Consider the following 18557-nt stretch of genomic DNA (forward strand, 5'->3'; position numbering starts at 1 on the left):
GGACAATCGCCCCAGCCGCTGTCACTCCGCCGCCAACCCCGTCCTCCGCCGCAAATCCGTAATCGCGCGCAGAAAACTGTCGGCCGGCGTCGTCTCCGGATCGATCAGCCGGTGCAGGCGAAAGCCGTCTTCCAGCGCCAGCACGACGGAGGCCATCCAGGGCGGGTTGAGCGTGTTGTTCTTGCCGTTGCTCTTCAACGTCGCCTCGACGATGTCGGCGATCAGCTTGCGCCGCGCGCGCAGGCGTTTGGCAAGCTCCGGCCGGCGCTTCTCGGCGCGCGCGACGTAGAGGATCATCTCCATGTGCAAGAGCGGCGAGCGGCCGAGCGGATCCTGCCGGCTGCGGTCCATCGTTCGCAGCGCCGCGATGAAATCGTCGAGATTGTCGTGCTGCGCGAGGATGTCCATATTGCGCCGGATCGACTGCTCGACATGGTCCTCGAGCATGGCGATGATCAATTCGTCCTTGCTGTTGAAGTTGGAATAGAACGCGCCGCGGGTGAAGCCGGCCGCGGCCGCGATCGCCTCGATGCTGGCGCCGCCGATGCCGTCTTCCTCGAACACCCGCGCGGCCGCCTCGAACAGTCTGTCGCGCGTGTCGTCCCTGGTCGGCCTGGTTCTCACCCTTGACATCGGACCAGGTTAGGGCAGAATGCAACTCGATACAACAATGTATCGAGTTGATAATTTCAGGGGATGGTTACGCCGGGCAGTGGGGCTGCGATCGGCGTATTCGTGTCATGCGGCAACCGATTTGAGGTCACCATGAACGAGCAAGCGCAACCTGCCGGCGGCGATCCGCTGTTCAATCCGCTGTCGCCGGACTTCATCCGCAACCCCTATCCGCATTACGACCGGCTGCGCGCGATCGATCCGATCCATGTGACGCCGTTCGGCCAGTTCGTCGCCAGTCGCCACGCCGATGTCAGCCTCGTGATGCGCGACAAGCGCTTCGGCAAGGATTTCGTCGAGCGGTCCAAGCGCCGCTACAGCGAAAAGATCATGGACGAGCCGGTGTTCCGCAGCATGAGCCACTGGATGCTGCAGGCCGATCCGCCCGACCACACCCGCCTGCGCGGCCTCGTGGTGAAGGCCTTCACCGCGCGGCGCGTCGAGGACATGCGGCCGCGGATACAGGAGATCGTCGACCAGGCCATCGACGCCGTGATCGACCGCGGCCACATGGACCTGATCGAGGATTTCGCCTTCCGCCTGCCCGTCACCATCATCTGCGACATGCTGGGAATCCCCGAGGACCATCGCGAGGTCTTCTACAAGAGCTCGCGCGACGGCGGGCGACTGCTCGACCCCGTGCCGCTCACGCCGGAGGAGATCGCGAAGGGCAACGCCGGCAACATGATGGCGCAGATGTATTTCCAGCAGCTGTTCGAGCTGCGCCGCCGCAATCCCGCCGACGACCTCACCACCCAGCTGGTGCAGGCCGAGGAAGACGGCAACAAGCTCACCAACGAGGAGCTGACCGCCAACATCATCCTGTTGTTCGGCGCCGGCCACGAGACCACCGTCAATCTGATCGGCAACGGCCTGCTCGCGCTGCATCGCAACCCGGACCAGCTCGCGCTGCTCAAGGCCCGGCCGGAGCTGATGGTCAATGCGATCGAGGAATTCCTGCGCTACGATTCCTCGGTGCAGATGACCGGGCGCGTCACGCTCGAGGATATCGACGATCTCGGCGGCAGGAAAATCCCCAAGGGCGAGACCGTGCTGTGCCTGCTCGGCTCGGCCAACCGCGATCCGGCGGTCTATCCCGATCGCCCCGACCGGCTCGACGTCACCCGTCCCAACGTCAAGCCGCTGTCGTTCGGCGGCGGCATCCATTTCTGCCTGGGGGCCCAATTGGCGCGGATCGAGGCCGAGATCGCCATCGCCACGCTGTTGCGCCGGCTGCCGGATCTGCGCATCGACGACGTCGAGAACCCGGAATGGCGGTCGACCTTCGTGCTGCGCGGCCTGAAGAGCTTGCCGGCGAGCTGGTGAGGCGGCGGCACGCGTTAACCTCCGCGCGCAACAGTCGCTGTGACTTCGCCACACTTCCCCCTATATAAGGGGCTGTTCCGGCGCGCCTGAAGCCTTCCATGGGGCAAGGTTTGGCCCGGGTGCCGGTTTGGCCGAGGGGAGACCCGTGCAGACGACGCTGCTCGGATTGGCGATTGCCTTCATCATTGCGCTTCTGGCCGCGCTGATCGGGCCCTACTTCATCGACTGGAACCAGTTCAGGCCCCAGTTCGAGGCGGAGGCGGGCCGGATCATCGGCGTGCCGGTGCGGGTGGCGGGCGAGCTCGACGCGCGGCTGCTGCCGGCGCCGACGTTGCGGCTGCGCTCGGTCACGTTCGGCGGCAACAACGATCTCGGCCGCCTGCGCGCCGACAAGCTCGACGTCGAGTTCAGCCTGAGCGCGCTGATGCGCGGTGAATGGCGCGCCACCGAGCTGACGGTCAATGGCATGGCGGTCGATCTCGGCCTCGACGCGCGCGGGCGGGTCGATCTGCCGTCCACCGCGAGCGGCACCTTCAATCTGGCTTCGCTGGCGATCGAGCGCCTCAATCTCACCGGCCGCATCGCCCTGCACGATGCCGCCAGCCGCTCGACGCTGGAGCTGAGCGACATCGCCTTCTCCGGCGACGTCCGCTCGCTGGCCGGTTCGGTGCGGGGCGACGGCCGCTTCACCGCGAGCGGCACGCGCTACCCGTTCCGCATCTCCTCCGGCCCGAGCGCCGACGGCAGCGCCACGCGTCTCCACCTCAACATCGACCCCGGCGAGCGCGCCATCCTCGCCGATCTCGAAGGCGTGCTCGCCTTCGACAACCGCCTGCCGAAATTCGACGGCGCGCTGACGCTGGCCGTGCCGGCGGCGAAGAAGGCCGGCGAGGCCGGGCCGACGCCCTGGAAGCTCACCGCAAAACTCAAGGCCGATCCCGCCGGCGCCAAGTTCGACCAGATCGACGCAAGCTTTGGCGCCGAGGACAATGCGTTGAAAGTCGGCGGCGTCGGCGATCTCAGGTTCGGCGCCTCGCCGCTGCTGCGCGCGGTGCTGTCGGCGCGCCAGATCGATGCCGACAAGCTGGCCGGCAAGGACGAGGCCGAGCCGCTGCGCATCCTGCCGGCACTGCGCGCCGGCCTTGCCGCGATCCCGCAGGCGCCGATCCCGGCGCAGATCGAGTTCAACTCCGACCAGATCATGCTCGGCGGCCGGCCGCTCCAGAACATCGCCGCCGAGCTCAAGACCGACGGCCGGTCCTGGACCTTCCAGCGGCTCGAGCTGCGCGCGCCCGGCATGACGCAGCTCTCGCTCAACGGCGCGGCGCCCGGCGCCGACAGCTTCAGCGGCCGGCTCAGCGTCGAATCCTCCGATCCCGATACGCTGGTGGCCTGGCTCCAGGGCCGCAGCGAGGTCAACCGCCGCAGCACCCGGCCGCTGCGGCTTGCCGGCGACGTGACGATCGCCGCCAACCATCTCGCCATCGACAAGCTGAAGGCCGACATCGAAGGCGGCGCCATCGAGGGACGAATTGCTTTCGTCCAGACCGGCGCGAGCAAGGGCTCGCGGATCGATGCCGAGCTCAAGGCCGACCGTCTCGATCTCGACGCCGCTGCGAGCTTTGTGCGCGCGCTCGGCGGGCCGCAAGGCGAATGGCCGGAGGAGGCAAGGCTCTCGCTCGATGTCGGCCGTGCGATCTCCGCCGGCCAGGAGCTGCGGCCGTTCGCGGCGAAGCTCGGCTATGGACCGGCGTCGCTGTCGCTGGAGCAGTTGCGGTTCGGCCAGACCAGCGGGGTGACCACCGAGGCGAGCGGCAGCTTCGACCGTACCAAAGCCACCGGCAAGCTCGCGCTGAAATCCTCAGCCAATTCGCTGCGCGAGCTTACCGCGCTGATCGAGCCGTTTGCGCCTTCGGTGCGTACGCGCTTCGATGCGATCGCGCCGCTGCCCGGTGCGACCCGCCTGAAGCTCGACCTCAGCCTCGACAGGAACGCCGAGCATGCCGATCGCAGCGACGCCCGCGCCGTGTTCGATCTCGACGCGCCGCAGCTCAAGGCCACCGCGACGCTGGCCGCACAGACGCCGGTAGCGGCCGTCAACGGCATCGACATCGACCGCCTGCGCAACAGCGACTTCACGCTGGACTCGAAAGTCTCGACCCCGCAGGCCGGCGCATTGCTGGCCTTGCTCGGCCTCGATCGCGTGGTGGCCGCGGGCGAGGGCGCTTCGCAGTTCGAAGGCCGGTTAAGCGGTGCCTGGCGCCGTCCGCTGCAATTGAACGCAAAACTGAGCGGCGGCGGGCTGGACGCAGACGCGCAAGGCAGCGTCGAACTGTCCGCGCCGGAGCCGAAGGCGTCCGTGAATCTGCGCGTGCGCAACGTCAACCTCGCGCCGCTGTTCGGAACCGGCCCGGCCGGCAAATCGGCGCAGACCGTCAGCCTGTCCTCCCGGCTCTCTCTGTCCGGCAATCGCCTGACCTTCGACGATCTCGACGGCAGCGCGGCCGGCTCGCATCTGCGCGGTCGTCTGGCGGTCACGCTCGACCAGGAGACGAGCATCGACGGCGAGGTAGGCCTCGACACGCTCGATCTTGCGCCGGCGCTCGCGCTTGCCGTCGGCGCGGCCGGACGCGATGCCGGCGAGCCGCTGAGCGCGGGGCTCCTCGGTGGCTGGCGCGGCCGCATCGCCTTCCAGGCGTTGCGCGGCACGTTGCCAGGCGGCGTCGAGCTGCGTCCCATCGGCGGGACGATCCGGAGCGACGGCCAGTCGCTCGCGCTCGATGCGCTCAAGGGCGGCGTCGGCGGCGGCGAGCTGTCGGCGAGCTTTGACGCGCGCAACGGCGCGAGTGGCGTTGCGCTGAACGCACGTATCGAGCTCAGCAATGTCGATGCGACCACGCTGCGCTACCGTGATCTTGCTTTGCCCAAGGGACGCGCCTCGGTGCAGATGGCACTGACCAGCCAGGGCCGCAGCGTCGCGGCGTTGACCGGCGCGCTCGCCGGCAACGGCACGGTGACGCTGGACTCTGCGGAAATCAGCGGCCTCAACCCGCGTGCGTTCGAGATCGCCATCCGCGCCAGCGACGGCGGTCAGGTCGCCGACGACAACAGGCTGCGGCAGCTGGTCGAACCCGCGCTGGCGGCGGGTCCCATTGCGGTCGCCTCGGCGCAGATCCCGTTCACGATCCGCGACGGACGGCTGCGCGTTGGTGCCACGCCGCTGGAAGCGAAGAACGCCCGCGCCATTGTCTCCGGCGGTTACGACATTCCCGCCGACCAGGCCGACATCCGCGCCAGCCTGACGCCGATCATGACCGGGCTCTCCGGCGCCCCGCCGGAGATCCAGTTGTTCGCGGCGGGCCCCCCCGACAAGCTCAACCGCACCGTCGATCTTGCGCCGCTGTCTTCGTGGCTCGCGGTGCGCACGATCGATCGCGAGACGCGCCGGCTCGATGCCATCGAGCGCGGCGAGCCGCCGCCGGCGACCGCGGCGCTACCGACGTTGGTGTCTCCGGATGCGGCGCCCGAGCAGGTGCCGGCCAACGTGCCGCTGCCGGGCCAGGATCCACGCCGCGCGCCGCCAAGGCCGAAAGCCGCGCCGACGCCGAAAGCGCCGCTGGCCGCGCCCGCAGCTCCAAGCCCGCCGCTCGCAAGTCAGCAGGTCGCGCCATTGCCGCCGCCGATCGAGGTGAGACCGGCGCCGGGCCCCGCGCCCGCAAAGCCCAAGCCGAAGCCGCCGCTGGTGCTGACGCCGTCGAACCCGTAAGCGCGAGTTTGTTTGGAGAGATCGGGCCGCGGGCCCTCTTAACCTCTCCCGCTTGCGGGATAGGTCGGCGCGAAGCGCCGGGTGAGGGTTCTTTCCATTAAGGGAGTCGCTCTGCGGAGACACCCTCTCCCCAGCCCTCTCCCGCAAGCGGGAGAGGGAGCGCACCTTCTCCCTTGCCCGCCGGTAAACCCATTCCATCGCATTTGAATGAATTCTCGTCGGCAAAACTGATCTGCCGACTTTACCGGATTCTCGCGTTTGTTCCCTAGTGTCGGGTGTCAGAGGAATTCGGCGTCGCGCCAGCACAGGCGGGATGGCTCGCCAAAGAACGACCAAGAACTGGGGTGATCGACATGAACGGGGCGAAAACGCTTCTACAGGATCTGGACGACGCGATCGCGCGCGGCACCGACGAAAGCCGGGCACGCGCGCTGTGGCACGCGACCGACATCCTGATCACCGGCCGCTACAGCGACGACGAGATCAGCATGTTCGGCGAGGTCATCGGCCGGCTTGCCGACGAGATCGAGGTTGCCGCGCGGACGCAGCTCTCCGAATTGATGGCGGCCTGCGATCACGCTCCGCTCAATGTCATCGAAAAGCTCGCTCTCGACGACGAGATCGCGGTCGCCGGCCCCGTGCTGCGCGACTCCACCCGTCTCGACGAGAAGATGCTGGTCGAGAGCGCCCTGACCAAGAGCCAGTCGCATCTGCTCGCGATTGCCCAGCGTAAATCCATCGGCGAGGCCGTGACCGACGTGCTGGTCAAGCGCGGCGACCAGGAGGTCGTGACGTCGGTCGCCAGGAACGAGGGCGCGCGCTTCTCCGGCTCGGGCCTGCTGCACATGGTCCGCCGCGCCGAGGGCGATTCGATTCTTGCCGAGCAGCTTGGCCTGCGCAAGGACGTGCCGCGCCACATCTTCCAGCAGCTCATCTCGAAAGCGTCGGAAGACGTCCGCCGCCGGCTCGAGAGCGAGCGCCCTGAGATGATGGCGCAGATCCAGAGCTCGGTGACAGAGGTCACCGGCGATCTGCAATCCAAGTTCGGCCCGTCCTCGCGCAGCTACTTCGTCGCCAAGCGCGTGGTGACGACGCAGTACCGCCAGGGCAACCTCAACCAGGACTCGATCTCGAACTATGCGCGCCAGCACCGCTTCGACGAGGTGCAGATCGGCCTGTCGCTGCTATCGGCGCTGCCGGTCGACGTGATCGAGCGCGCGCTGATGGACCGCAACCGCGAGATGATCCTGGTGCTGTGCAAGGCGCTCAACTTCTCCTGGGACACGACGATGTCGCTGCTGTTCCTCGGCGCCAAGGATCATCTGATCACCGCGCGCGAGCTCCAGGACAACGAGCGCGAGTTCAGCCGGCTCAAGATCGAGACCTCGCGCAGCATCCTGAAGTTCTACCAGTCGCGCAAGACCGGCGCGGGTGCCGATGCGGGCCGTCAGCCCGAACTCCAGGTCCACTGAGCAAGTCCACTAAGCAGGTCCACTGAGCATCACCCGGGAATTGGCAGGGGAGTATTTGCAAATGTTGCCTCAATTCGGCACCGCCGTTCGCAAGAAGAACCTCAACAATGCCTTCGGCGCCGATGTCGGCGGCGGAGCTCCGGACAAGGCCTCGGTCGACGCCGCCTGGCTCGTGCTGGAAGCCGCCAACGATCTCGGCGATCACGCCGCGATCGAAGCCTGCCGCCGCGTCATCGACGCCGAGCTGAACGGCACGGTCGCCGGCAGCTCGGATATCGATCTCGTGCTTGGGTATTTCAGGTAAGATACAACAGGTCTCGTAGGGTGGGCAAAGGCGCACTTGCGCCGTGCCCACCATCTCTTCATGGTCGTAAAAAGTGCGTGGGCACGCTGCGCTTTGCCCACCCTGCAAGCTGTGCAAGAAGCCCCCGGATTACGCTGCGCTCCATCCGGGCTATGCACTCGAGCGCGGCGGTGGTGATCGGTTTCACCGTCATTTCCGCAACGCAGCTCCACGATCCCGAACGGGCACTCGCCGAACAGGCGCGGTGGAGAGCATGCTATCATACCACCTGGGATAGCGCTCGCTGTCCCTGGATTCGGGAGAGATAGCCATGAAGACCTTCGCTTTCCTCGTCGTCGGGCTCGCTGTCACAATCCTTTCGATGCCGACAGCCAACGCTCAGTACAAATGCTCTTTCAGTAGCGGCACCATTTCGTCCGTCCCGTGCGCCAAGCGTTATGCCGTCAATTACGAAGCGTGCCGAAAATACGTCATCGAGCACGGTTCGAGCTCGGCTGACGCCATGTGGTGGTGTACGAGCCAAGGTTACACGAAATAGGGCTACACGAAGTAAAGCTACACCGAATGATTTGACGTCGACCGCGAGCAGGAGGCCGCCTCGGTGGCGGCCTCCTGCAACCGGGTGGAACGCTCAAGCGTTGGCGCCGCCGTCGACCGTCAATGTCGTGCCGGTGATGTACCTGGCCTTCGGGCTCGCCAGGAACGCCACGGCGCTCGCGATGTCATCCGTGGCGCCGTAGCGGCCGAGCGCCATGAACTGTTTCAGCGTCTCCGCGGTCGGGCCGTGCGCTGGATTCATGTCGGTGTCGATCGAGCCCGGTGCCACCAGGTTGACCGTGACGTCCCTGGGGCCGACTTCGCGCGCCAGCGCTTTCGTGAACGCTGATAGCGCCGACTTCGACGCCGCGTAGACGCCGAGCGCTGGCGAAGGCACGCGGTCGGCGAAATAGCTGCCGATGGTGATGATGCGGCCGCCCTTGCCAAGGTGGCGCAGCGCGGCTTTGCTCGCGACGATCGGCGAACGGACGTTGACGTTCAGCAGCGCATCGATATCCCCAAGCGAAATGTCGTTGAGGCCGCCCAGGCGAAGAATTCCGGCGTTGTTGACCAGAATATCGAGTCCGCCCAGCGCAGCGACGGTCTTTTCGACCGAGGCCTGGACGGCGGCGACATCCGCGCTGTCGGCCTGGATCGCCACGGCTTTGCGTCCGCCGGCCTTGATGGCGTCAACCACCTTGGCGGCGCTGTCTGCGGACTTCTCATAGGTGATTGCGACGTCGGCGCCTTCCGCGGCTAGCGCCTTTGCAATGGCCGCACCGATACCCCTGCTTGCGCCCGTCACCAGGGCCCGTTTTCCTGCCAGCGTCATCTGTCTTCTCCAATTATGTAACGATCGACACAGAATATGTGGAGGCTTGATCGGCCGCGTCAAGCCAATTATGTGTTGATCATTACAGAAAGAGCTGCGATGGCGGGACGACCACGAGAATTTGACCGCGAGGCGGCACTCGAAGCCGCCATGTTGCTGTTCTGGCGCAAGGGGTTCGAGGCCGCCTCGATGCACGACCTCTGCGAAGCCATGGGCGTCCGCTCGCCGAGCCTCTATGCGGCCTTCGAGAGCAAGGAGGCGCTCTATCTTGCGGCGATCGAGCATTACGTCCTGACCTATGGGCCTCCGGTCTGGGACAGGCTTGGCGAAGGAGCAACCGCGCGCGCCGGCGTCGAGAACCTGCTGATCGGGGCGGCCGAGATCCTGCCGAAATCCCGCTCGGCACCGGCCGGCTGCATGGCCGTGCTGGGCGCCGTCAGCGACGAATGGCCGGCCTCGATCGCCCGCGCGATCAGAAGAGTCCGGCTCGACATGCTCGGCAATTTGCGCGCGCGGCTGGAGGCTGGCCTCGCCAATGGCGAGCTACCTGCCGCAACCGACATAGAGGCGTTGAGCCGGTTCTATCTCAGCGTCTTCCAGGGCATGGCCATCCAGGCCAAGGACGGCGCCACGCCGGCGGAGCTGAGAGGCGCAGCCAAGGCGGCGATGGTTGCGTGGCCGGGCGAGGGCTACAAGTAGCTACAATTCAATGCTGGCCGAGAAGGGTGCAGCCCGAAACCCACAGGAGCGCGTCGTTGACGAGGCAAAACATCTCATCGGGATATGCGTTTGAAGACACCTATGGCTACTCCCGCGCCGTCCGCGTCGGAAACCAGGTCTTCATTTCCGGCACGACGGCTCGCCCGCCGCACCTCGACGGCGACGCCTACCTGCAAGCCAGGGCGATACTCGCATTGATCGCCGACGCATTGGCCGAGGCTGGCGCCGATATGCGGCATGTCGTCCGTACCGTGGTGTACGTGATCGATATGGCGGACACCGAGCATGTGGCGCGCGCCCACTCTGAAGCCTTCGATGCGGTGCGCCCGGCCAGCACGCTCGTCCAGGTCAGCGCCCTGACGCCGACATCGGCCCGCGTCGAGATTGAAGTGGTGGCAATCATCTCGGCCTGACGGGCCTCGAGCCGCTTGGGCGCTGCGATCCGTCGCGGAGCGCTGCTGGTAGCTTCTCGGAATTGCCTTCGATCATGGCGCCGACACACGCCGTTGCACGCACCTGTGATCAGTGGAACTCCGGATGCAGGTAACGGCGGAAAGGTCTCTTCGTACAGCTTTCAGCGAACGTATCTTCTTCGCACGCTGATGGATGCGCATTCCGGGGAGAGATCGTCACATGAAGGAATTCAACGTTGCCGAGAATGGTGGAGGTTCGTATCGTCCGCTCGCCATTCTCCGCTGGGTCATGGTGGTCATATTCGTGTCCTTCGGAATGCAGAAATTCACATTGCAATCCGCGCAGGGCATCGCGCAGTTCATCACCAACAGTCCGTTCATCTCCTGGCTGTCGATCTTCGGCCTGAGGGGAGAGGCTTATGTTCTCGGTGTTGCCGAATTCGTGATTGCCGCGCTGCTGGCGGCAGGTAGCTTCAGCCCGGTCTTGTCCGCCGTCGGTTCATTCATGGGCGTGGTGACCTTCGCGATCACATGGTCGTTCTTCTTCACGACGCCGGGCGTCGTCACATGGAGCCTGTCATCCGATCCCATGGCGTGGAATCTGACCGGCGAGTTCCTGTTCAAGGACATCGTCTTGCTGTGCGTCTGCGCCGTTCTGTTTCTGGCCTCATTGCCGCGATCGGCCATTCGGCTGCGCACCGGCTGAGCGTTGGGGCGTCGCTCACCGCCGGATCCGGTAGATCACGACGTCCTCGCCGTGATGCGTCGTGCTCTTCTCCAGAATGTAATTGGATTTCTCTAGGACGCGGCGCGACGCGCCATGTTCGACGAAGACCAGGCCGATGAGCGACGGCAGCGCGAGTTGCGACAGCCCGATATGCGTCAGCGCCGCGGCGGTCTCGCTCGCAAATCCTTGGCCCCAGAGGTCGCGTTTGAACGTATAGGCAATCTCGATCTCGTCGATACCATCAACGAGGATGTGCCTGATCCCCGCCCGTCCGGCGAATGCTCCGTCTCTCGTTCGCAGCACCCAGAGCCCGAAACCGTGCCGGTCCCAATGGGCCATGTTGACGGCGAGATAAGTCTTCGTCGCCTCCGCCGAACGGACACCGCCGAGATAGCGGGACACGTCGGGATCGAGATGGAGTGTGACGAGGTCGGCGAGATCATCGTCGCGCAGTTTCTCGGCGGTCAGTCTGTTGGTGCGGAAGTGATCCAATGAGGTTAGCGGCGTTCGAAGTGAGCATCGATTGTTGCGCCGACGATGCCGTCCTGCCGACGTCTTACTCAACCTCCCGATCGCCGGTGTGACGCGCGGGGTTTGATCTGCATCAAATACGCGGATGACGATCGCGCCACAACCCGACTTCGAGGCTCACAGGTTGACAGGTGCGATGATCCCGACTTGGTACGTCAGCTTTGAAATTCGACAACGTGGCGTTTTGCCGAGGCAGCGCAGTCCGCGCGAGACGCGGACGTTCGCGACCGAGGACGAAGCCAAGTTGTTCGCGCGCGCAAAGCTCGATGAAGGCCTTTCTGTTTTTGCAGGTACGATCAATCCTCACGTTCCGAGGCGGCTCATTCCGGCGCCAGATATCCATGCGTGGCTCAACGATGACGGCGGCTCTCTACCGTCAGAAGCGTCGGGCATCGATTAAGCACGCTACGGTGCATAGAGATGGCGCTTGGGTGTTGCCATTTTGATACGGGCTTCAGGACTCCTGCCCGCGTAAAGTTCCTCACATTCGCGAACCTTATGCACCTGGTCAGCATGGGTGCTCATTTCTGGACGAGACAGCGAATTTGAACGAAAGAGCAAAAAAGGGGACGAGACCATGAGGAAGTTTTCGACTGCTGCGATCGGCTTCGTGGCACTGAGTATGGCGGCTCCGGCCATGGCGGCCGACATGGCCGTCAAGGCGCCGCCGCCGGCACCAGTGGTGGCGGTCTACAACTGGAGCGGATTCTACATCGGGGCCAACGGTGGCTGGGGGCAAAGCCATGGTTGCGTCGACTTCGTAACGCCCGCTGGGACGGTAGCAGGTGGCTGCGCCGATCGCTCCGGTGGTCTTGCGGGTGGACAGATCGGGTACCGCTGGCAAACCAATCAGTTTGTGCTTGGTCTGGAAGCTCAGGGCGATTGGGCCGAGATCAAGAACACGCGCGTCAGCCTGATCGATCCGTTGATCTCGACCACAGGCAAGACCGACGCCATTGGGCTGTTCACAGCCCAGCTCGGTTGGGCATGGAACGCTTCGCTGTTCTACGTGAAGGGCGGCGCTGCCGTGACCCGCAATCGATTCGATATATTCAACAACGTCACCGGCGTCGGACTGGCTTCGGCAGGTCACACGCGCTGGGGCGGCGCCCTGGGTGTCGGCTGGGAATATGGTTTTGCGCCGAACTGGTCGGCCGGTATCGAGTACGACCATCTCTGGATGGGACGCGACAATTTCGGCTTCGCAGGCGTGGTCACGCCCGGCGGGTTGGCGCTCACCGGCAGCGGGATCAGCCAGGATGTGGACATGGTTACGCTTCGGTTGAACTACCGCTTCGGTGGTTTCGGTGCTCCGGTCGCTGCTCGCTATTGAGTCTGTGTGTCTTCCCGGTGAACTCAGGCCCCGGCATCGACCGGGGCCTTTTCATGGGAAGCCGAAGAAAACGATGGAGGTCCGGCATCAATTCCTGCGATGTCGCAAGGCCAGGCGCGAGTGAATTGTGCGGACTTGTCGAGGATGCGGGCCGCGATCAATCGTTGGCGGACGCTTCCCGATGATGCCATCATGCCGGTGTCTTGCCCGACGGGTCAAGCGAATTCGGATAATTCGTAATCCATTGATTTCACGACCCCGTCTACTGTGCATGGGGTTGTTTTCGCAGTTTTTAGTTTCGAGAGGGGACTCTATCCCGCCCCCAACGCCACCGCGACGTTGTACGTCACGAGGCTCGCGGCATAGGCCAGCACCAGCATGTAGCTGAAGGTCACCGCCATCCATCGCCAGCTTCCGGTCTCGCGCCGGATCACGGCCAGCGTCGAGGCGCATTGCGGGGCGAAGATGTACCAGGCCAGCATCGACAGCGCGGTGGCGAGCGACCATTTCGTCGCCAGCACCTGGCCGATCTGCTCGGCCGCTTCCTTGCCGCCTTCGATCGCATAGACCGTGCCGAGCGCTGCGACCGCGACCTCGCGCGCCGCCATGCCCGGGATCAGGGCGACCGCGATCTGCCAGTTGAAGCCGACGGGGGCGAGCAGCGGCTCGAGCGCCTTGCCGATGATGGCGGCGAGGCTGAAGTCGATGCCGGGCTCGGTCGCGCCCGCCGGCGGCTGCGGGAACGAGGCCAGGAACCAGATCAGCACCATCATCGAGAAGATCGTGGTGCCAGCGCGGTGGAGGAACATCTTGGCCCGCGTGTAGACGCCGATCGCGATCGATTTCAGCCGCGGCATCTTGTAGTCCGGCAGCTCCAGCATGAACGGGGCCGGCGCGTAGTCGCGCAGCATGAAGAACTTGATCAGGAACGAGACGGCAAGCGCGCTGATGATGCCGGCGGCGTAAAGGCCGAACATCACGAGGCCCTGGAGGTTGATGAAGCCCCAGACGTCCTTCGCCGGAATGAAGGCCGAGATGATCAGCGTGTAGACCGGGATGCGCGCCGAGCAGGTCATCAGCGGCGCGATCAGGATCGTCGTCAGCCGGTCGCGCTTGTTGTCGATCACGCGCGTCGCCATGATGCCGGGAATGGCGCAGGCAAAGCTCGACAGCAGCGGGATGAAGGCGCGGCCGTGCAGGCCGGCGCCGCCCATGATGCGGTCCATCAGGAACGCGGCGCGCGCCATGTAGCCGAAATCTTCCAGCAGCAGGATGAACAGGAAGATGATGATGATCTGCGGCAGGAACACGATCACGCTGCCGACGCCTGAGATCACGCCGTTCTGGAGGAAGCTCTGGAGCAGGCCGGCGGGCAGGGTGGTGTGCACGAACTCGCCGAGCGCGTCGAAGCCGGAATTGAGCAGCTCCATCAGCGGCTGCGCCCAGGCGAACACCGCCTGGAACATCACGAACAGGATCAGCGCCAGCACGATGAGGCCGCCGACGGGATGCAGCACCACCGCGTCGATCCGCGCGGTCCAGGTGTCAGGCCGGCTCGGCAAGCTGACGCAGTCGGCGATGATGCGGTCGGCCTCGCGCTGGGTGGAGCGCAATTCGCCGACGCTGAGCGCGCGCCAGGTGTTCTCCGCAGGCTCGGTGGCGAGCGTGGCCGAGATCTCGTCGGTCAGCGTCAACAGATCGGCCGTGCCGCCCTTGCGCACCGCGATCGAGGTGACCACGGGCACGCCGAGCTCCTTGGCGAGCCGCTCGACGTCGACCGTGATGCCGCGGCGCGCGGCGATGTCGAACATGTTGAGCACGAGGATCATCGGCCGGCCGGTGCGCTTGAGCTCCAGCAGCAGGCGGATGGTCAAGCGCAGATTGGTGGAATCGGCCACGCACAGCACGAGGTCGGGCACGGTCTCGCCGGAGGCCTTGCCGAGCACGAAGTCGCGGGTGATCTCCTCGTCCGGGCTGCGGCCGCGCAGCGAATAGGTGCCGGGCAGGTCGACCACCGAGATCTGGCGTCCCTGGGGCGTGACGAAGAAGCCTTCCTTGCGCTCGACGGTGACGCCCGGATAGTTCGCGACCTTCTGCCGGCTGCCGGTCAGGGCATTGAACAGCGAGGTCTTGCCGCTGTTTGGCGTGCCGACCAGGGCGAGATGCAGGAGGGGTGCTTCCATGATTTTCAACGATCTGGGATCAAAGGCCTGAGGTCAGGGGGCGGCCGCCTCAGGCGACGATGATGGCCATGGCTTCGCGCCGACGGACCGCGATCGTGATGCTGTCGACCCGCACGGCGATGGGATCGCGCCCGACCAGCCCCTCATGCAGGACCTCGACCCGGGCCCCCTCGACGAAGCCGAGTTCGATCAGCCGGCTCTCGAGCTCGATGTCCGAGAGCGCCGAACCGGTGTCCCTGGCGGACAGGTGCTGGATGACGCCGGTGTAGCCGCGCAGGGCCAGACCCAGCGGCATGTGAGGGCGCGTATCATTGGTGTCGGTCATGCCCTGTATTTTCAACGCAGGGCATTGAGGTCAAGCGCGCTTGCTCGCCGGAAGCTGCACCTTAGAGTGATTTTAAAGTGCGAACGCCCCGACGCGCCGAAAAGACGCCTTGCCGGCTATTGGGCCGGGACCTTGTCCGGCTGGACGGCCATGGCGCGGCTCTTGAAGTAGTCGAGCACGAACAGGCGGATCGCCGAGGACAGATTGCCCTGCTGGCGGTTGCCGTCGATCTCGCCGACGAGCTCGGACAGCGTCATGTTGCGCAGGCCCGAAATCTCCTTCATGCCGTTCCAGAACGCCTCTTCCAGGCTGACGCTGGTCTTGTGACCGGCGACGACGATCGATCGTTTCACGACGGGCGACTTCATGGCTGCTCCTCGCGATCGATCTGATGCTTGTCCAGGTGCTCCTTCGCCCTGTCCGCGCGCGTCTCCTCCGCCGACCGCTCCGCCTTCGTGCGGCCGAACTTCGCTCGATTGGCGTCCGCCTGCTTCGCCGAGGCTTCCCGCTCGGCGCGCTTCCGGAAACGATTCAGGTTGATGACGTTCCCCATGCCGCGTCTCCATCATCCGATCCTCTTCAGGCAGGATGAAACATTCAGAAACAGGGGGCCGCGTCGCGCCCCACAAGACTTGATTGTCATTTGCTCGTCCTCGTCAATCGGCCCCTTGGGCCATCAAACGATGAATTTCGCCCCGCCAAGGGCAGAATAGCTGCGTAGCACGCCGTCTTTCCGGAACATTGACGGTAATCAAATCCTGTCCTTTAAGCCTTACAATTATGAGCTTTTTGGCTCCGTATCATTACGGATGACTATCGGAATTAGGAATTACCCCGGTTTCGTCATCTTCTCCGGCTGCACCAAACGGTCGAACTCGTCCGCTGTGACGAAGCCGAGCCGCAGCGCCTCCTCCTTCAGCGTGGTGCCGTTGGCATGCGCCGTCTTGGCCACCTTGGCGGCGTTGTCGTAGCCGATCTTCGGCGCGAGCGCGGTCACCAGCATCAGCGAGCGCTGCATCAGCTCACTTATGCGCTTTTCGTCGGCGCGGATGCCGCTGACGCAATGTTCGGTGAAGGAGCGCGCGGCATCGGCCATCAGGCGGATCGAGTGCAGCATGTTGTAGGCTAGCACGGGCTTGTAGACGTTGAGCTCGAAATGGCCCTGGCTGCCGGCGACCGTGATCGCGGTGTGATTGCCGAACACCTGGCAGCACACCATGGTCATCGCCTCGCACTGCGTCGGATTGACCTTGCCCGGCATGATCGACGAGCCCGGTTCGTTCTCCGGCAGGATCAGTTCGCCGAGCCCTGAGCGCGGACCCGATCCGAGCAGGCGGATGTCGTTGGCGATCTTGAACAGGCCTGTCGCGACCGAATTGATGGCGCCGTGCGCCAGCACATAGGCATCGTTCGAGGCCAGCGCCTCGAATTTGTTGGCGGCGCTGGTGAAGGGCAGTTTGGTGATTCCGGCAACGTGCTTTGCGAACAGTCTTGCAAAGCGCGGCTTCGCGTTGAGGCCGGTGCCGACGGCGGTGCCGCCCTGCGCCAGCGGATAGAGCTCCTTCACCGCGACCTTCAGTCGCGCGATCCCGCTTTCGACCTGCGCGGCATAGCCGGAGAATTCCTGGCCGAGCGTCAGCGGCGTCGCGTCCTGGGTGTGGGTGCGGCCGATCTTGACGATCTTGGCGAACTCCTTCTCCTTCTTGCGCAGCGCACGGAGCAGTTCGCCAAGGGCTGGAACGAGATCGGCGGTGATGCGGCTCGCCGCCGCGATATGCATTGCGGTGGGAAAAGAGTCGTTCGACGACTGGCTCATGTTGACGTGATCGTTCGGATGCACCGGCTTCTTGGCGCCGAGCTCGCCGCCGAGCAGCTCATTGGCGCGGTTGGCGATCACCTCGTTGAGGTTCATGTTGGTCTGTGTGCCCGAGCCGGTCTGCCACACGACGAGCGGGAAATGATCGTCGAGGCTGCCGTCGATCACCTCGCGTGCGGCGCGGATGATGGCGCTGGTCCGGCGCTGGTCGAGCAGGCCGAGCTCGCGGTTGGACTGCGCCGCGGCGAGCTTGACGATGCCGAGCGCATGCACGAGCGCGATCGGCATGCGATCCGTGCCGATGCGGAAATTCTGCCGCGAACGTTCGGTCTGCGCGCCCCAATAGCGATCGGAGGGGACCTCGATGGGACCGAAACTGTCGGTCTCGGTGCGGGTCGCGGGGCGAGCGGTCTTCGTGCGTGCAGATTTGGCCATGAGCACATCCATTCCGCCGCGCGAAATGCCGCGCGGCCTCTTCATGTGCTCCTCTATATAGGCAGTTTGGCCGGACGCGACGGTCTCGCGCGGTAGCCTAGATCATTTCTTGCGGAAACGATCGAGCCGCACGACTTCGGCGCCGCCCTGGTTCGGCGGGGTCGGCTCTTCCGCGGTCTCCGCCTTGTCCGTGGCGGGCGTGGGCACCGACAGGGCCGAAGGGGCAGGGGCCGCGGGCAACGTCTCGGGCGCGACCTCGGCGACATCGGACGTGTCGAACTGGAGGCCGAACTTCACGGACGGATCGAGGAAGCTCTTGATGGCGCTGAACGGCACCACCAGCCGCTCCGGAATGCCGCCGAACGACAGGCCGACCTCGAAGCGGTCCTCGAGCACGGTCAGATCCCAGAACTGATGCTGCAGGATGATCGTCATCTCTTCCGGATATTGCGCCAGGAGCCGCGACGACAGCTTCACGCCCTCGGCCTTCGACACGAAGGTGATGAAGAAATGATGCTCGCCCGGCAGTCCATGCGACGCGGCGTCGGTCAGCACCTTCCGCAGCACGCCGCGCAGCGCGTCGCGGGCCAGCACATCGTATCGGATATGATCGGTCGCCATGGTGGTCCTGTTGCATTCCAGGAGTTGAGCCCTGCCGGCCCGACTCGCCAAGCCGCAATAGTACCGCGCCTGACGGGTCAGCAGGAGTCCCCGTGGGGGAGGAAATCGAAGGTAAGTGGAGGCTTCTGTTGCCAGGTGCCTCCGAACCCCGCCTAACGGAGCTTAACCCGTTAGGACTTTAAGATGGTCTTTCAAACTGCGTTACGCAGCCTGAGCAACCGGAGCAAAGTTGTCGTTGGCAACTATTGCAGTAGCCCGATAACGGCGGAACAATACCGGGAAAAAGCACGCCCTTTACGCCCTCGTCGATCCTATTTCGCCCCCGCCAAAACCCGCTTTAGGGCCTGCCCGCTGGTGGGCTTTGGTGGAGGCGCCGGGTACCGCCCCCGGGTCCGAATGGTTTATTACGACGACCGTTTATTTCCATAGCCGGCGAACCGGCACCCCCAATATAGGGGGCAAAGGTTTAGAAAGACAGGGGTTTGGCGCGGCATGGCGCGGTTCCCTTTGGATAGGTTCCGGATAGCCTTGGCCTTGCGGCGGC

19 protein-coding genes and 1 other RNA gene are annotated in these 18557 nt (G+C 64.9%); 10 read left to right on the plus strand and 10 right to left on the minus strand.

All coding sequences use genetic code 11. The annotated features are described in order from the left end of the window. Positions 1-21: 21 nt before the first annotated feature. Positions 22-633: a TetR/AcrR family transcriptional regulator gene (locus EI171_RS14980; RefSeq protein WP_161533731.1), complete on the minus strand. Its 612-nt coding sequence runs from the start codon at positions 631-633 to the stop codon at positions 22-24. Between the two features lie 132 nt (positions 634-765). On the opposite strand from EI171_RS14980, the gene EI171_RS14985 reads away from it, so the two are divergent. The 5 genes from EI171_RS14985 (at position 766) to EI171_RS15005 (ending at position 8078) form a co-directional block, all read left to right on the plus strand. Further along, positions 766-1998 (plus strand): cytochrome P450, encoded by a 1233-nt coding sequence (locus tag EI171_RS14985; protein WP_161533732.1) that lies wholly within the window; start codon positions 766-768, stop codon positions 1996-1998. A 145-nt stretch (positions 1999-2143) separates the two neighbouring features. After that, positions 2144-5764 carry an AsmA-like C-terminal region-containing protein gene (locus EI171_RS14990; RefSeq protein WP_161533733.1) on the plus strand — a complete coding sequence of 1207 codons (3621 nt, stop codon included), beginning with the start codon at positions 2144-2146 and terminating at the stop codon, positions 5762-5764. Between the two features lie 353 nt (positions 5765-6117). Beyond that, the gene (locus EI171_RS14995; RefSeq protein WP_028176188.1) at positions 6118-7236 is read left to right on the plus strand and encodes a DUF2336 domain-containing protein; all 1119 of its coding nucleotides are present in this window, start codon (positions 6118-6120) and stop codon (positions 7234-7236) included. Between the two features lie 61 nt (positions 7237-7297). Next, positions 7298-7540, plus strand: a complete 243-nt coding sequence (locus tag EI171_RS15000) for a hypothetical protein (RefSeq protein WP_161533734.1) — start codon at positions 7298-7300, stop codon at positions 7538-7540. Between the two features lie 310 nt (positions 7541-7850). Further along, on the plus strand, positions 7851-8078 hold the full coding sequence (locus tag EI171_RS15005; RefSeq protein ID WP_161533735.1) for a hypothetical protein: 228 nt from the start codon (positions 7851-7853) through the stop codon (positions 8076-8078). A 93-nt stretch (positions 8079-8171) separates the two neighbouring features. On the opposite strand, the gene EI171_RS15010 is transcribed toward EI171_RS15005, so the two are convergent. Further along, positions 8172-8909 carry a 3-oxoacyl-ACP reductase family protein gene (locus tag EI171_RS15010; RefSeq protein ID WP_161533736.1) on the minus strand — a complete coding sequence of 246 codons (738 nt, stop codon included), beginning with the start codon at positions 8907-8909 and terminating at the stop codon, positions 8172-8174. A 99-nt stretch (positions 8910-9008) separates the two neighbouring features. On the opposite strand from EI171_RS15010, the gene EI171_RS15015 reads away from it, so the two are divergent. From EI171_RS15015 to EI171_RS15025, 3 genes are all read left to right on the plus strand, one after another. Next, on the plus strand, positions 9009-9608 hold the full coding sequence (locus tag EI171_RS15015; RefSeq protein ID WP_110117054.1) for a TetR/AcrR family transcriptional regulator: 600 nt from the start codon (positions 9009-9011) through the stop codon (positions 9606-9608). A 56-nt stretch (positions 9609-9664) separates the two neighbouring features. Further along, on the plus strand, positions 9665-10042 hold the full coding sequence (locus EI171_RS15020) for a RidA family protein (RefSeq protein WP_161533737.1): 378 nt from the start codon (positions 9665-9667) through the stop codon (positions 10040-10042). Between the two features lie 220 nt (positions 10043-10262). Beyond that, the gene (locus EI171_RS15025) at positions 10263-10748 is read left to right on the plus strand and encodes a YkgB family protein (protein ID WP_028176182.1); all 486 of its coding nucleotides are present in this window, start codon (positions 10263-10265) and stop codon (positions 10746-10748) included. A gap of 15 nt (positions 10749-10763) precedes the next feature. On the opposite strand, the gene EI171_RS15030 is transcribed toward EI171_RS15025, so the two are convergent. Continuing rightward, positions 10764-11261 (minus strand): GNAT family N-acetyltransferase, encoded by a 498-nt coding sequence (locus tag EI171_RS15030; RefSeq protein WP_161533738.1) that lies wholly within the window; start codon positions 11259-11261, stop codon positions 10764-10766. A 175-nt stretch (positions 11262-11436) separates the two neighbouring features. On the opposite strand from EI171_RS15030, the gene EI171_RS15035 reads away from it, so the two are divergent. Then, positions 11437-11700: a hypothetical protein gene (locus tag EI171_RS15035; RefSeq protein WP_038966475.1), complete on the plus strand. Its 264-nt coding sequence runs from the start codon at positions 11437-11439 to the stop codon at positions 11698-11700. A gap of 177 nt (positions 11701-11877) precedes the next feature. Next, positions 11878-12633, plus strand: a complete 756-nt coding sequence (locus tag EI171_RS15040; RefSeq protein WP_060908565.1) for an outer membrane protein — start codon at positions 11878-11880, stop codon at positions 12631-12633. 311 nt (positions 12634-12944) lie between these two features. Here EI171_RS15040 and EI171_RS15045 read toward each other — a convergent pair whose 3' ends face one another. The 7 genes from EI171_RS15045 to ssrA all read right to left on the minus strand — a co-directional run bounded on the left by EI171_RS15045 (position 12945) and on the right by ssrA (position 18494). Beyond that, positions 12945-14816 carry a ferrous iron transporter B gene (locus EI171_RS15045; protein WP_161533739.1) on the minus strand — a complete coding sequence of 624 codons (1872 nt, stop codon included), beginning with the start codon at positions 14814-14816 and terminating at the stop codon, positions 12945-12947. A 49-nt stretch (positions 14817-14865) separates the two neighbouring features. After that, a complete protein-coding gene (locus tag EI171_RS15050) occupies positions 14866-15141 on the minus strand; it encodes a FeoA family protein (RefSeq protein WP_011089262.1) in 276 nt (91 codons plus the stop codon). 116 nt (positions 15142-15257) lie between these two features. Next, positions 15258-15509 carry a ribbon-helix-helix domain-containing protein gene (locus EI171_RS15055; protein ID WP_011089261.1) on the minus strand — a complete coding sequence of 84 codons (252 nt, stop codon included), beginning with the start codon at positions 15507-15509 and terminating at the stop codon, positions 15258-15260. Next, positions 15506-15694 (minus strand): DUF4169 family protein, encoded by a 189-nt coding sequence (locus tag EI171_RS15060; protein WP_011089260.1) that lies wholly within the window; start codon positions 15692-15694, stop codon positions 15506-15508. Before EI171_RS15060 ends, EI171_RS15055 begins: the two co-directional genes overlap by 4 nt. A gap of 276 nt (positions 15695-15970) precedes the next feature. Then, entirely contained in the window at positions 15971-17404 is a 1434-nt protein-coding gene (fumC, locus tag EI171_RS15065) for a class II fumarate hydratase (RefSeq protein ID WP_161537005.1), read from the minus strand. Between the two features lie 90 nt (positions 17405-17494). Beyond that, positions 17495-18013, minus strand: coding sequence for an SspB family protein (locus tag EI171_RS15070; protein WP_060908562.1), 519 nt, complete (start codon positions 18011-18013; stop codon positions 17495-17497). A gap of 114 nt (positions 18014-18127) precedes the next feature. Beyond that, positions 18128-18494, minus strand: a transfer-messenger RNA (tmRNA) gene (ssrA, locus tag EI171_RS15075). Positions 18495-18557 lie beyond the last annotated feature (63 nt).

Source organism: Bradyrhizobium sp. LCT2, from assembly GCF_009931255.1.
Lineage (GTDB): Bacteria > Pseudomonadota > Alphaproteobacteria > Rhizobiales > Xanthobacteraceae > Bradyrhizobium > Bradyrhizobium diazoefficiens.